At 69.9% G+C, this 13438-nt stretch carries 10 protein-coding genes; 6 read left to right on the top strand and 4 right to left on the bottom strand.

The features are described 5' to 3' along the window. Nucleotides 1-17: 17 nt before the first annotated feature. Both SREC43747_RS0101545 and SREC43747_RS0101550 read right to left on the bottom strand, forming a co-directional pair. A complete protein-coding gene (locus tag SREC43747_RS0101545; RefSeq protein ID WP_029719395.1) occupies nucleotides 18-431 on the bottom strand; it encodes a universal stress protein in 414 nt (137 codons plus the stop codon). Between the two features lie 96 nt (nucleotides 432-527). After that, the gene (locus tag SREC43747_RS0101550; RefSeq protein ID WP_029719396.1) at nucleotides 528-3050 is read right to left on the bottom strand and encodes a DEAD/DEAH box helicase; all 2523 of its coding nucleotides are present in this window, start codon (nucleotides 3048-3050) and stop codon (nucleotides 528-530) included. A gap of 97 nt (nucleotides 3051-3147) precedes the next feature. On the opposite strand from SREC43747_RS0101550, the gene SREC43747_RS0101555 reads away from it, so the two are divergent. From SREC43747_RS0101555 to SREC43747_RS0101580, 6 genes are all read left to right on the top strand, one after another. Beyond that, entirely contained in the window at nucleotides 3148-3351 is a 204-nt protein-coding gene (locus tag SREC43747_RS0101555; protein ID WP_029719397.1) for a DUF8847 domain-containing protein, read from the top strand. A gap of 309 nt (nucleotides 3352-3660) precedes the next feature. Beyond that, complete coding sequence (locus SREC43747_RS0101560) at nucleotides 3661-4155, top strand: TspO/MBR family protein (RefSeq protein ID WP_029719398.1); 495 nt, start codon at nucleotides 3661-3663, stop codon at nucleotides 4153-4155. A 138-nt stretch (nucleotides 4156-4293) separates the two neighbouring features. Then, nucleotides 4294-6159 (top strand): methylmalonyl-CoA mutase family protein, encoded by a 1866-nt coding sequence (locus tag SREC43747_RS0101565; protein ID WP_029719399.1) that lies wholly within the window; start codon nucleotides 4294-4296, stop codon nucleotides 6157-6159. Continuing rightward, on the top strand, nucleotides 6156-8360 hold the full coding sequence (gene scpA, locus SREC43747_RS0101570) for a methylmalonyl-CoA mutase (protein ID WP_029719400.1): 2205 nt from the start codon (nucleotides 6156-6158) through the stop codon (nucleotides 8358-8360). Before SREC43747_RS0101565 ends, scpA begins: the two co-directional genes overlap by 4 nt. Nucleotides 8361-8468: 108 nt before the next feature. Beyond that, complete coding sequence (gene meaB / locus SREC43747_RS0101575; RefSeq protein ID WP_029719401.1) at nucleotides 8469-9455, top strand: methylmalonyl Co-A mutase-associated GTPase MeaB; 987 nt, start codon at nucleotides 8469-8471, stop codon at nucleotides 9453-9455. Between the two features lie 163 nt (nucleotides 9456-9618). Next, a complete protein-coding gene (locus tag SREC43747_RS0101580; RefSeq protein WP_029719402.1) occupies nucleotides 9619-9972 on the top strand; it encodes a GntR family transcriptional regulator in 354 nt (117 codons plus the stop codon). Nucleotides 9973-10081: 109 nt separating this feature from the next. Here the strand turns inward: SREC43747_RS0101580 and SREC43747_RS0101585 are convergent, their stop codons facing one another. Together SREC43747_RS0101585 and SREC43747_RS0101590 are read right to left on the bottom strand one after the other, a co-directional pair. Beyond that, nucleotides 10082-12196 carry a diguanylate cyclase domain-containing protein gene (locus tag SREC43747_RS0101585; RefSeq protein ID WP_236622970.1) on the bottom strand — a complete coding sequence of 705 codons (2115 nt, stop codon included), beginning with the start codon at nucleotides 12194-12196 and terminating at the stop codon, nucleotides 10082-10084. Between the two features lie 324 nt (nucleotides 12197-12520). Continuing rightward, the gene (locus SREC43747_RS0101590) at nucleotides 12521-13420 is read right to left on the bottom strand and encodes an oxidoreductase (protein ID WP_029719404.1); all 900 of its coding nucleotides are present in this window, start codon (nucleotides 13418-13420) and stop codon (nucleotides 12521-12523) included. Nucleotides 13421-13438: the final 18 nt, after the last annotated feature.

Genomic DNA, 13438 nt, shown 5'->3' on the forward strand with positions numbered 1-13438 from the left:
CGGCCTCGCTGGCCCGGTCAGCGCACGATCGTCACCGGGCAGCGGGCGTGGTGCACCAGCTTCAACGCCACCGACCCCACCATCATCCCGGTGAACGCGCCGTGCCCCTTGTTGCCGGCCACCATCAGGTCGGCCTGCATGGACAAGCCCACCAGTTCGTCGACCACGTGGCCGCGGATCAGCCGGGGGCGGATGTCCACGTCCGGGTACTCGGCCTTGACCGGTTCGACCACCTTCGTCAGCGAGCTCCGGGCCTGCTGCTCCAGGTCGCCGTCCGAGACGTGCAACCGGTAGCCGAATTGGACCGGCTGGTGCCACACCGTGATGGCGTGCACCAGGCCTCCGACCTCGCGGACGTAGTCGGCCGCCCAGCGAAGCGCGCGAGCGGATTCGTCGGACCCGTCGATCCCGACCACCACAGTCTTGGGCATGACCGCTCCTCCCGCCCTCGACGACCTGGCTGCTGGCGAACCAGCCGCGGCGGCCCGGCTTCCCGCTGCCGCCATCGACTACCTGCGTCTACTGTGTCACAACTGGTTCACGTCGGTAACTCGAACGACCGCGGTGCCGAGCTCGTCGGATTCCGCCAGGTCGACCTCGGCGCTGATGCCCCAGTCGTGGTCCCCTTCGGGGTCGTCGAAGATCTGGCGCACCAGCCAGCGGTCCTGTTCTTCGGTGATCATCAGCAGGTGCGGGCCGCGGGCATCGGCATCGGTGCCGATTTCGTCGTGCTGTTCGAAGTACTCGTCCAGCGCTTCGGCCCACGCATCGGCGTCCCAGCCGCTTTCGGCGTCGAGCTCGCCCAGCTCCTCGTAGCGCTGCCGGGCGGCCAGTTCCACTCGCCGGAACATGGCGTTGCGCACCTGGACCCGGAACGCCCGCTTGTTGCGGGTGATCCCGCCGGTCTCTTCTTCGACCGGCCCCTCGACCACCGGTTCCGCACCGGGGTTCCGCAGCTTCTCCCACTCGTCGAGCAAGCTCGAGTCGGTTTGGCGGACCAGCTCGCCGAGCCACTCGATGATGTCGACCAGTTCCTCGTTCTTCGCGTCGTCGGGAACCGTGTGGCGCAGCGCGCGGTAGACGTCCGCCAGGTAGCGCAGCACCAGCCCTTCCGAGCGGGCCAACCCGTAGTACCCGATGAACTCGACGAAGTTCATCGCGCGCTCGTACATGTCCCGCGCGACCGACTTCGGGGAGAGCTCGTGCTCCCCGACCCACGGATGCCCCTTGCGGTAGGTCTCGTAAGCGGATTCCAGCAGGTCGGCCAGCGGCTGCGGATGGGTGATCTCCTCCAGCAGTTCCATCCGCTCGTTGTAGTCGAGCCCTTCGGCCTTCATCTGCGCCACGGCTTCTCCGCGCGCCTTCTTCTGCTGGGCCGAGAGCACCGGCCGCGGGTCGTCCAGAGTGGATTCGATGATGGAGACCACGTCCAGCGCGTAGCTGGGCGAGTCGGCGTCCAGCAGTTCGATGGCGGCCAGCGCGAACGGCGACAACGGCTGGTTGAGCGCGAAGTCGAACTGCAGGTCCACCGTGAGCCGCACGCGCCGCCCCTGCTCGTCGGGCTCGTCGAGCTGTTCGACCACCCCGGCGGCCAGCAGCGCCCGGTAGATCGCGATGGCACGCAGGATGTGCCGCCGCTGCGCGGGCCGGTCCTCGTGGTTGTCGGTGAGCAGGTGCTTCATCGCCTGGTAGGCGTCCCCAGGCCGGTTGATCACGTTCAGCAGCATCGCGTGGTTGACCGCGAAGCTGGAGCGCAGCGGCTCCGGTTCGGCGGCCACCAGCTTCTCGAAGGTCTTCTCGCTCCAGGAGACGAAGCCTTCCGGGGGTTTCTTGCGCACCACCTTTTTCTTCTTCTTCGGATCGCTGGCGGCCTTGGCCAGGGCCCGCTCGTTCTCGATCTCGTGCTCGGGCGCCTGCACGACCACGTAACCCGCGGTGTCGTAGCCGGCCCGCCCGGCTCGCCCGGCGATCTGGTGGAATTCGCGGGCCTTCAGGTGCCGGGTGCGCACCCCGTCGAACTTGGTCAGCGAAGTCAGCACCACGGTCCGGATGGGGACGTTGATGCCCACCCCGAGGGTGTCGGTGCCGCAGATGACCTTCAGCAGCCCGGCCTGGGCGAGCTGTTCGACCAGTCGGCGGTACCGCGGCAGCATCCCGGCGTGGTGCACGCCGATGCCGTGCCGGAGCAGTCGGGAGAGCGTCTTGCCGAAGCCGGCGGTGAACTTGAAGTTCCCGATCGATTCAGCGATCTGGTCCCGCTGCTCCCGGGTGGCCACCTTGATGCTCATCAGCGCCTGGGCCTGCTCCACCGCCGAGGCCTGGTTGAAGTAGACGATGTAGATCGGCGCTTGGTTGCCGTGGAGGAGCTCCTCGATCGTCTCGTGCAGCGGGGTTTTCGCGTAGCGGAAGGTCAGGGGCACGGGGCGTTCCGCGGAGGTGACCACCGCGGTTTCCCGCCCGGTGCGGCGGGTGAGGTCCTTCTCGAAGAAGGAGACGTCCCCCAGGGTGGCCGACATCAGCAAGAACTGCGCCCGGGGCAGTTCGATCAGCGGCACCTGCCACGCCCAACCGCGCTCCGGTTCCGAGTAGAAGTGGAACTCGTCCATCACGACCTGGTCGACGTCCGCGCGCTCACCGTCGCGCAGCGCGATGTTGGCCAGGATCTCCGCGGTGCAGCAGATGATCGGCGCGTCCGGGTTCACGCTGCTGTCCCCGGTCATCATCCCGACGTTGTCCGCCCCGAACACGTCCACCAGGGCGAAGAACTTCTCCGAGACCAGGGCCTTGATCGGCGCGGTGTAGAAGCTGCGCTTGCCCGCGGCCAGGCTCGTGAAGTGGGCGCCGACCGCGACCAGGCTCTTGCCCGAGCCGGTGGGCGTGCTGAGGATGACGTTGGCGCCGGTGACGACCTCCATGAGCGCTTCTTCTTGCGCCGGGTACAGCTCGATGCCCTGTTCGGAGGTCCAGCTGGTGAACGATTCGAACAACGCGTCCGGGTCCGGAGCACCGGTTTCCGGATCCGCTGGCGGCAGGTAGTCGGTGAGCTTCATCGTCCCTCCATCGTCCCCGGCAGCCCCCGCGTGCTGAAACCGGGGTCAGCCTTGCTGACGACAGACACAGCAGCTCCGGTCCCCGACAATGGGGGGCATGGCGAACCGGAATGTGCGCTTCGTGGGTGGCCCCTTGGATGGACGTGTGCAGGACCTGCGGGATTCCGAAGCGGTGGCCGGACGTAGGCTGCGCCACATCCACCTGCACGAAGGCCCCAAGATCGAGACGTTCTACGAGCTGCACTACTCGCCCGACGCCGGGTGGGAGTACCACCTCTGCGGGTTCGGCAAGGACCCGTGACGCGCCCGCCCCTCGTCCGGTGGGTCGAGCTGCGCCCGCACCCGGCGAGGTGCGCACCTGATCGGTGGTCACCGATCGGCCAGCTCTCGCGGTCTTCCGGTCTTCCGCGTCCCCACCCGCTCTTCCGCTTCGCCAACGCGTGCGCCCGCCCCAGTTCGAAGTCCTGACTGGACGGAAGGCGGTGCGCCGAACGGCCGCTCCCGCGCTGGGCCCCCTCGGGAGGACGTGCCCCCCAACAGCCCCGCAGCCGGGGGATTCCCAGCTCGCTCGGCAGGCGCTGCCCCGGCCCCCGGACTAGCCTCAGTCGGTATGACGCGATCTCGACCGACAGTGCTCGGGGCCATCGGCGCTGCGGCGGTGTTCGCCGCAGCGGTCGGCGCCGCTGCCGCGATCGGAGCGCTGACGGCGTCCTCGTCGGCCGAGCAGTACGCCGTGCTGCGGCGCCCCTCGTGGTCACCCCCGTCCTGGCTGTTCGGCCCGGTGTGGACGGTGCTGTACGTCCTGATCGCCATCGCCGGCTGGCGGGCCTGGTACGTGAGCGCGCGGCGCGGCTCCGAGCAGCGGCGGTGGCTGCCCTGGTACGCGGTCAACCTGGTGTTGAACGCGCTGTGGCCGCCGCTGTTCTTCGGCGCGGGCGCCCGCAAGGTGGCACTGGGCGAGATCGTGCTGCTGGACCTGGTGACCGCGGCGACCGTGGTGGTCCTGTGGCGCATCGACCGGCCCGCTGCGCTGCTCCTGCTCCCCTACCTGATCTGGACGGTGTTCGCCACGGCCCTCAACGGGGCGATCGTGGCCCTCAACTAGCCCCGGCGCCACCGCTCCGACCTGCGAGGGGATCGATTCCGCGGCGGTGTCGACCGCGGACCGCGCCCGAACTGCTGCGAGACGTGTCACAGAATTGACCAGTTCTTCCCCCGTGACCTAGGCCTACCATCAGGTCCCATGGCGCACTCAGTGTCGAGGGGTCTGCCGCTGGCAGCGGAGTTCCCGGAACCGACCCGGGAGCAGTGGCGGGCGCAAGTGACGAAAGTTCTCCGCAGGTCAGGTCTGCTGCGCGAAGACACCGAACCCCCGGAGGCCGTGGAGGACGTGCTCGCCTCCTCGACGTACGACGGGATCACGGTGCACCCCCTCTACACCGAGAGCCCGCAGGACCCGGGAGTTCCCGGCCTCGCCCCGTTCGTCCGCGGCAGCCTTCCGCAGGGCACCAGCACCGAGGGCTGGGACGTCCGCCAACTGCACCACGACCCGGATGCCGCGCTGACCAACCGGGAGGTGCTGGCCGATCTGGAGAACGGCGCCACCTCGGTGTGGCTGCGACTGGGCACCGGCGGCATCCCGATCAGCGACCTGCCGGAGGCGCTCAACGGCGTCCACCTGGACATGGTGAGCATCGTCCTGGACGCCGGGGCGGACACGACCAAGGCGACCGAGGAACTGCTCGCCTTGGCCAACGCGCAGGGCGTGGCGCCCCGGGCGCTGCGCGGCAGCCTCGGCACCGACCCGCTCGGCGCGCAGGCCCGGACCGGTGAGACCGCCAGCCCCGCGACCGCTGCCGAACTGGCCCGCAAGTGCGCCAGCGAGCTGCCCGGGGTGCGGGCCATCACCGTGGACGGGCTGCCCTACCACGAAGCGGGCGGTTCGGACAGCCAGGAGCTCGCCTGCACCCTCGCCGCCGCGACCACCTACCTGCGCTGGTTGACCGAAGCCGGCTTGGACGTCGACGCAGCGGCGCGGCAGCTGGAGTTCCGCTACGCCGCCACCGCCGACCAGTTCCTCACCATCGCCAAACTGCGGGCCGCCCGGCAGCTGTGGGAGCGGGTCACCCGGGCCTGCGGGGTCGAGGAGTCGGCCCGCGCCCAGCAGCAGCACGCGGTGACCTCGCCGGCGATGCTCACCCGCCGCGACCCGTGGGTGAACATGCTGCGCAACACCATCGCGACCTTCTCCGCGGCGCTGGGCGGGGCCCAGGCGATCACCACCCTGCCGTTCGACGCGGCGATCGGCTTGCCGGACTCGTTCGCGCGCCGCATCGCCCGCAACACCCAGACCCTCCTGCTGGAGGAGTCGCACCTGGCCCAGGTGATCGACCCGGCCGGGGGTTCTTGGTACGTGGAGTCGTTGACCAGCGAGCTGGCCCAGCGGGCTTGGCAGCGGTTCCAGGAGATCGAGCGCGCCGGTGGTTTCCCGACCGTGCTGGCGGACGGGACGCTCGCCGAGCAGCTGGCCGAGACGTGGCAGCAGCGCCGGCGGGCGATCGCCCACCGAACGGACGCCATCACCGGGGTCAGCGAGTTCCCGGACCTCTTCGAGAAGCCGCTGCCCCGACGGCCGGCACCGCAGCAGCCCGGTGGAGGGCTCCCCCGGCACCGGTACGCCGAGGACTTCGAGCAGCTGCGGGACGCCGCTGACGCGGTGACCGAAGCGACCGGTTCCCGACCAGCGGTCTTCCTGGCCACCCTCGGTTCGCTGGCGGAGTACAACGCGCGCGCTTCGTTCGCCCGCAACCTCTTCGCCGCCGGCGGTATCGACGCGACCGAGGCCGGCCCGACGCAGTCCACTTCGGAAGTCCTGGCGGCCGCTCCGGAAGCAGCTCCGGTGGTGTGCCTATGCTCCACCGACCAGGTCTACGCCGAACGGGCCGCGGAAACCGCGCGCGCTCTCAAGGAAGCCGGCGCTGGCCACGTGCTGCTGGCCGGCAAGCCGGCGGATCCGCCAGTGCCCGATGTGGACGGTTACATCCATTCCGGGTGCGACGCGCTCAGCGTGCTCACCGAGGTTCACCGCAGGTTGGGAGTGGGGCAATGACGCAGATCCCGAACTTCGCCGACATCCCGCTGGACAGCCCGCCCCCGGCCGACTCGGCGCGGTGGGAGCAGGCGCTGCGCGAAACCGCCGGCAAGGACTCCGACGCGCTGGTGTGGGACGCGCCGGAAGGCATCGGCATCCGCCCGCTGTACACGGCGGACGACGTCGACGGGCTGGACTTCCTGCGCACCTATCCCGGTCTGGCGCCGTTCCTGCGCGGCCCCTACCCGACGATGTACGTCAACCAGCCGTGGACCATCCGCCAGTACGCCGGGTTCTCCACCGCTGAGGAGTCGAACGCCTTCTACCGGCGGAACCTCGCAGCCGGGCAGAAGGGCCTCTCGGTGGCCTTCGACCTGGCGACGCACCGCGGCTACGACTCCGACCACCCGCGGGTGGCCGGGGACGTCGGGATGGCCGGCGTGGCGATCGACTCGATCTACGACATGCGCCAGCTGTTCGACGGGATCCCGTTGGACCGCATGAGCGTGTCGATGACCATGAACGGTGCCGTGCTGCCGGTGATGGCGCTGTACATCGTGGCGGCCGAGGAGCAGGGGGTGCCGCCGGAGAAGCTGGCGGGCACCATCCAGAACGACATCCTCAAGGAGTTCATGGTCCGCAACACCTACATCTATCCGCCGCAGCCGTCGATGCGGATCATCTCCGACATCTTCGCCTACACCTCGCAGCGGATGCCGAAGTTCAACTCGATCTCCATCTCCGGCTACCACATCCAGGAGGCCGGGGCGACCGCTGACCTGGAGTTGGCGTACACGCTGGCGGACGGTGTCGAGTACGTGCGGGCCGGGTTGGACGCCGGGTTGGACATCGACGCGTTCGCGCCCCGGTTGTCGTTCTTCTGGGGCATCGGGATGAACTTCGCGATGGAGGTCGCCAAGCTGCGGGCGGCGCGACTGCTGTGGGCGAAGTTGATCCACGCCTTCGAGCCGAAGAACCCCAAGTCGCTGTCCCTGCGCACGCACTCGCAGACCTCCGGTTGGTCGCTGACCGCCCAGGACGTCTACAACAACGTGGTGCGCACCTGCGTGGAAGCGATGGCCGCCACCCAGGGGCACACCCAGTCGCTGCACACCAACGCGCTGGACGAGGCGCTGGCGCTGCCGACCGACTTCTCCGCCCGCATCGCCCGCAACACCCAGCTGGTGCTGCAGCAGGAGTCCGGGACCACCCGGGTCATCGACCCGTGGGGCGGCAGCTACTACCTGGAACGGCTCACCAAGGAACTGGCCGAGCGGGCGTGGACCCACCTGCGGGAGATCGAGGACGCCGGCGGCATGGCGAAGGCCATCGACGCGGGCATCCCCAAACTGCGGATCGAGGAAGCCGCGGCCAGGACCCAGGCGCGGATCGACACCGGTCGCCAACCGCTGATCGGGGTCAACAAGTACCGCTACGACGGGGACGAGGAAGTCGAAGTCCTCAAAGTGGACAACGCCGAGGTCCGGGCGCAGCAGATCGCCAAGCTCCGCAAGTTGCGGGAAGAACGCGACCAGCAGGCTTGCGACGACGCGCTGCGCAGGTTGACCGCCGCGGCCGAGGCGGCCATGTCCGGGGAGCGCCCCAACGACCTGGAGCACAACCTGCTGGCCCTGGCGGTGGACGCCGCCCGGGCCAAGGCAACGGTCGGGGAGATCTCCGACGCCCTGGAGAAGGTTTTCGGCCGGCACTCGGGGCAGATCCGTACCATCTCCGGCGTGTACCGCGAGGAATCCGGGCCCTCCCAGCGACTGGCCGAGGTCCGCAAGCAGGTCGAGGAGTTCGCCGAGGAAGAAGGACGTCGGCCGCGCATCCTGGTCGCCAAGATGGGCCAGGACGGGCACGACCGCGGTCAGAAGGTGATCGCGACCGCGTTCGCCGACCTGGGCTTCGACGTGGACGTGGGGCCGCTGTTCCAGACTCCGGCCGAAGTGGCTCGCCAGGCCGCGGAAGCCGACGTGCACATCGTCGGCGTCTCCAGCCTCGCGGCCGGGCACCTCACCCTGGTCCCGGCGCTGCGGGACGAGCTGCGCGCGGTCGGGCGGGAGGACATCATGATCGTCGTCGGCGGGGTCATCCCGCCGGCCGACTTCGACGCCCTGCGCCAGGCCGGCGCCAGCGCGATCTTCCCGCCCGGGACGGTGATCGCCGACGCCGCCGCCGACCTGCTGCAGGAGCTGCGTACCCGGCTCGGGTACTGACAGCCGCTTGCCAAGCCGGTGGGCTGGCAGGTGGGCCGGCGCGCGGCGCCTCCCCACCTGCCAGCACCGGTCGGAGCCGCTCGTACTCGGTTAGGCTGAGAGCTGATCATGCCCCGTAACATCGATGTCCAGGACTACGCCAAAGGCGTGCTCGCCGGGTCCCGGGCCAAGCTCGCGCAGGCCATCACCCTGGTCGAGTCCACCCGCGCCGACCACCGGGAGAAAGCCCACCAGCTGTTGGCGGAGCTGCTCCCGCACAGCGGTGGGGCGCACCGGGTGGGGATCACCGGTGTGCCCGGTGTCGGCAAATCCACGTTCATCGAGTCCCTGGGCACCATGCTCACCGCGGCGGGCCACCGGGTCGCGGTGCTGGCGGTCGACCCCTCCTCCACCCGCAGCGGCGGGAGCATCCTCGGTGACAAGACGCGGATGGCCCGGCTGTCCACCGATCCGGCGGCGTTCGTCCGCCCCTCCCCCTCCGCCGGCACGCTGGGCGGGGTGGCCCGGGCGACCCGGGAAACGATCGTCCTCATGGAGGCCGCCGGGTTCGACGTCGTGCTGGTGGAGACCGTGGGGGTCGGCCAGTCCGAGGTGACCGTGGCCGAGATGGTGGACTGCTTCCTGCTGCTCACCTTGGCCCGCACCGGCGACCAGCTGCAGGGGATCAAAAAAGGGGTGCTGGAGCTGGCCGACATCATCGCGGTCAACAAGGCCGACGGGGAGCACCAGGCGGACGCCCGCAAGGCCGCTCGGGAGCTGCGCAGCGCGCTCCGGTTGCTGCCCCCGGCGAGCAGTTCCTGGAAGCCGCCGGTGCTGACCTGCAGCGGTCTGCACGGGACCGGTTTGGCCGAGGTGTGGGAGCAGGTCGAGCGCCACCACGCCGCGCTGAGCGAAACCGGTGAGCTGGCCGAGAAGCGCAGCCGGCAGCAAGTGGAGTGGACCTGGGCGCTGGTGCGCGACCAGTTGATGTCCGAGCTGACCAACCACCCCGGGGTGCGCAGCATCGTCGGCGAGGTGGAAGAACAGGTCCGTTCCGGCGAGCTCACGGCGAGCATGGCCGCGGACCGGCTGTTGCGCGCGTTCCGCGGGGCCTGACCGCATCCGCTCGGGAACCGTCCGGGGAATTTCCGATTACCGGGTGGGGGCGGATCAGCGTTCCGTGCGGCAGGATTACGAGTTGCCGGATCTCCACCGAGGACCGAGCGGATACTGGACGGCAGCACGGCACAGTGAGCGGGAAGGCGCGGGAATGATCGACATGCGGCTGACCATCGACAGCAACTCCGGTGTGCCGCCTTTTGAGCAGGTGCGTTCCTCGATAGCCGAACAGGTCAACAGCGGTGAACTTCCGGTCGGGGCGAAGCTGCCCACCGTGCGGGCCTTGGCCGCCGACCTGGGGATAGCGGTGAACACGGTGGCCAAGGCCTACCGGGAGCTCGAGCAGGCCGGGCTGATCGAAACGCGGGGTCGGGCCGGCACTTTCGTCAGCGGCACCGGTAGCGAGAGCCATCGCAGAGCAGCGGCCGCCGCAGCCGAGTACGCCCGCACGGTGCACGCCCTGGGCATCAGCCGCGACCAGGCGTTGGCCATCGTCGAAGCAGCCCTGTCCTGAGCCGGCACCTCCCCTGTTCCACAGCGGACCGCAGCGCTCCGGGGCGTTGCCGAGCGCGTCGTCGTTCCCGCGGAAAAGCCCGCGCAGCGGGGGAACGGTGGGAACCCGCTCAGTTCGCCGACGTGGACCGGGCCAGCAAGTCGGGCACGTCGAAGGACAGCACGGGATCGCCGAACGCGGGACCCGCCGCGACCGCGCACCCCAGTTGCCGCCACACCTGCGCCTGCTGCTCAGTGTGGACACCGCTGACCCACACCTGCGCACCGCACTGCTGCAGCAGCGGAACGAAGGCGTGCACCGCCCGCACTTCGGGCGCCTCGGTGGATTCCGCCGAATGCACCGCTTGAACCAGGTCTTCGGCCAACCGGACGGTGTCCACCTCGAGTTCGCGCAGCAGCCGCAGCTCCGCCGCGGCACCGCGCAACCCGTGCAGACCGGTCCGCAGGCCGAGCTCGCCGAGCAGCGCGAGGTTCTCCCTGGCCTCCTCGTCTCCGGTTTCCAGCACGGTCACCGGTAGCAGCAGCCGCAGCCAGCCGGGACCGATGTCGTCCCACGCCAGGACCTGGCGCGCGGCCGCCACCAGGTCCGGATCGCGCGCTTGGTTCTCGCTCAGCGCCACCGTGACCGGCACCGGTTCACCGCTCTGCTGCCAGTCCCGCTGCTGCTCCCGCACTTGCCGCAGCACCCAGTCCCGCACCACCAGAGCGGCACCGGACTTCTCGGCCAGGCGCAGGCAATCCGAGTGCTCGACGGTGTCGTGCACCCCGGTTTCCCACAACAGCTGCGCTTCCAGCTCGAGCAGCTCACCGGACTCCAGCGAGACCAGCGGCCGGTAGACGATGTCCATCTCCCCGAGCTCCAGGCCGCCGGCGAGCACCGCGGCCAGCTTGGCCTCGACGCGCTCTTCCGACCCCCGGTCCGGGTCGAACAGCGCCCACTGGCGGCTCCCGGTCCGCTCGGCGCGGCGCAGCGCCACATCAGCGGCCCACAGCAGGTCCGCCGGATCGCTGCCGGCGGCCTGCCGCTGCACCACACCGATGCAGGCGGAAGTGGTGACACCGTGCTGGTCCACGTAGACCGGCTCGGCCAGGGCCCGGTTGATCATCCCGGCGAATTCCCCGATGGACGGGGTCTGCGCGCGCTGCCGGACCACGATCGCGAATTCGACCCCGCCGAATCGGGCCACCAACGCGTCCTCACCCTCGACGAGCTGGCGCAGCCGGTGCGCGACGGCGCGGAGCAGCTTCTCCCCCGCTTCGTGCCCGAGCCCGTCGTTGATCAGCTCGAAGCCGTCCAGCGCCAGGTGGTAGACGGTGAGCGTGTCCTCCGGGTGGTTGGCCAGTGCGGTCTCCAGCCGGGTGCGGAAGTACTGCCGGTTCGGCAGATCGGTGAGGGGGTCGTGCAGCGCCTGGTGCTGGAACCGCTTCTGCAACAGGTGCAGGTCGGTGACGTCCTGCACCATGGTCAGGAAGTTGGCCGGCTTGCCGTCCTGGTCCGGCAGCACCGAAATCGCCAGGTTCGCCCACACGTGCCCGCCGTTGGCCCGCAGCAGTCGCTTCCGCTCCGGCAGCTGCCAGGCCCCCTCGCTGCCGGAGAGCTGCCGGTACGCGGCGGAGACGTCCGCCACGTCGTCCGGATGGCACAGGTCGAAGATCGTCTTCCCGGCGAGTTCCTCGGCCGGATAGCCGAAGGTCTCCTCCCAAGCCGGATTGACCTGCAGGAACGCACCGCTCGTGTCGCAAACGGCGATCCCGACCGGGGTGTTGGCGAAGGTTTCGCTGAACCGCGCTTCGCTGCGGTCCGCCCGGCGCTTCGTCTCCGCCAGCTCACCGGCGAGGCGGTCCCGGATCGCGGTCGCGTAACCGGTGGTCACCTCGGACAGCGCCGTCGCCAGGCGGTGCAGGTCACGGGGCGGGTCCTCGCCCAGCAGGAGGTCGCACAGCACTCGCAGACTGGCGCCGGGGTCCTCCTCCGGTGACGTTTCGGCCAGCCGCCGGCCGAGCTGCTGAGCGGTTCCGGCCAGGGCGGAGTCCTCGGTCATCGCTTCCAGCAGCCGGTCGATGAGCTTCCGCAGCGATTCCTCGGCGGCCGAGCGGAGTTGACCGGAGCAGGAGGCACCGCTGAGCCGGGCGGCCCAGCGGCCGGCCAGTTCGGCTCTCCGGCCGGCGTCGCAGTAGCCGCGGGGGAGCACATCCGCTGCCGCTGGTTCTTCCGGAGTTCCCAAGTCCGCACACCTGCCCATCGAGATCGCGGTGTCCTGCCGGTCCCACCCGGTCCGAGACGCTCCACCGCTCGCCAGAGGACTTCTCGAGCGGCTCGGTGCGGTCGACACCCGCTCCGGCGATCCGCGGCGGAGCGGCAGCACGCGCTCTCCGGAGTGCAGTTCTCCTCGTCCTTCCCGGCTGGTTCCGGCCACTGGGCGACGCCGCCTTCCCGCGAGCTGTAATGGTCCGGCGACGCAGAGTGTCGATCAAGATCCTTTACATTCTTAGCACGAATCACCGACCTCGGAAGTGTTAATTCGAACTGGCGTGCAGTCACCGCGCGCTCAGTGCGCTTCTTCGAGGGCCTCCCCCTCCGCCACCAGGTCGTCCAGTTTCGCGAGGTCGTCGGCGCTGAGCTCGAGATCACCCGCCGCGGTGTTCTCCTCGAGGTGCTCGAGCTTCGAGGTGCCGGGGATGAGCAGCACGTTCGGCGACCGCTGGAGCAGCCACGCCAGCGACACCCGCGCTGGTGCGACCCCGTGCCGATCAGCGACCTCCTGCAGCACCGAGTCGCGTCGAGCCCGGCTGTCGGCGAAGCCGGAGCCGAGCGGGAAGAACGGCACGAAGGCCACGCCGAGCTCGGCGGTGCGCTGCAGCAGCGCCACCGAGGTGCGGTTGACGAGGTTGTACAGGTTCTGCACCGCGGCGACCGGGGCCAGTTGCCGCGCCTGTTCGAACTGCTCGACGTCGACGTTGGAGAGGCCGATCGCCCGGATCAGCCCCTCCTGCTGCAGTTCCACCAGAGCACCGAGCTGGTCGGCGAGGGTGATGCCCGGTTGCTCGACGACGTGCCGCAGGTACACCAGGTCCAGGGCCTCCAGCCGGAGCCGGCGCAGGTTGTCGTGCACCTGGGCCTTCAGCGCGTCCGGGTGCCCCAGCGGCAGCCAGGCCGCCCGGTGGTCCCGGTAGGCGCCGATCTTGGTGGCGATCACGAGCTGCTCGGGGTAGGGGTGCAGGGCTTCCGCGATGAGCTCGTTGACCACCCACGGCCCGTAGTAGTCGCTCGTGTCGATGTGGTCCACGCCCAGCTCCACCGCGCGCCGCAGGACCTGCAGCGCCTGCTGCCGGTCGGCCGGCGGGCCGAACACCCCGGGTCCGGCGAGCTGCATGGCACCGAACCCCACGCGGTGCACGTCACGTCCGTCGATCAGCGGGAAAGTACCGCCCAGTGCATTGCTGGTCACGACGCGATGCTGCTGGAT

Source organism: Saccharopolyspora rectivirgula DSM 43747 (assembly GCF_000497205.1).
Taxonomy (GTDB): domain Bacteria; phylum Actinomycetota; class Actinomycetes; order Mycobacteriales; family Pseudonocardiaceae; genus Saccharopolyspora; species Saccharopolyspora rectivirgula.

Coding starts and splice junctions, on each gene's coding strand:
- SREC43747_RS0101545 (WP_029719395.1), bottom strand. CDS start 431: ATGCCCAAGACTGTGGTGGTCGGGATCGACGGGTCCGACGAATCCGCT.
- SREC43747_RS0101550 (WP_029719396.1), bottom strand. CDS start 3,050: ATGAAGCTCACCGACTACCTGCCGCCAGCGGATCCGGAAACCGGTGCT.
- SREC43747_RS0101555 (WP_029719397.1), top strand. CDS start 3,148: ATGGCGAACCGGAATGTGCGCTTCGTGGGTGGCCCCTTGGATGGACGT.
- SREC43747_RS0101560 (WP_029719398.1), top strand. CDS start 3,661: ATGACGCGATCTCGACCGACAGTGCTCGGGGCCATCGGCGCTGCGGCG.
- SREC43747_RS0101565 (WP_029719399.1), top strand. CDS start 4,294: ATGGCGCACTCAGTGTCGAGGGGTCTGCCGCTGGCAGCGGAGTTCCCG.
- scpA (WP_029719400.1), top strand. CDS start 6,156: ATGACGCAGATCCCGAACTTCGCCGACATCCCGCTGGACAGCCCGCCC.
- meaB (WP_029719401.1), top strand. CDS start 8,469: ATGCCCCGTAACATCGATGTCCAGGACTACGCCAAAGGCGTGCTCGCC.
- SREC43747_RS0101580 (WP_029719402.1), top strand. CDS start 9,619: ATGCGGCTGACCATCGACAGCAACTCCGGTGTGCCGCCTTTTGAGCAG.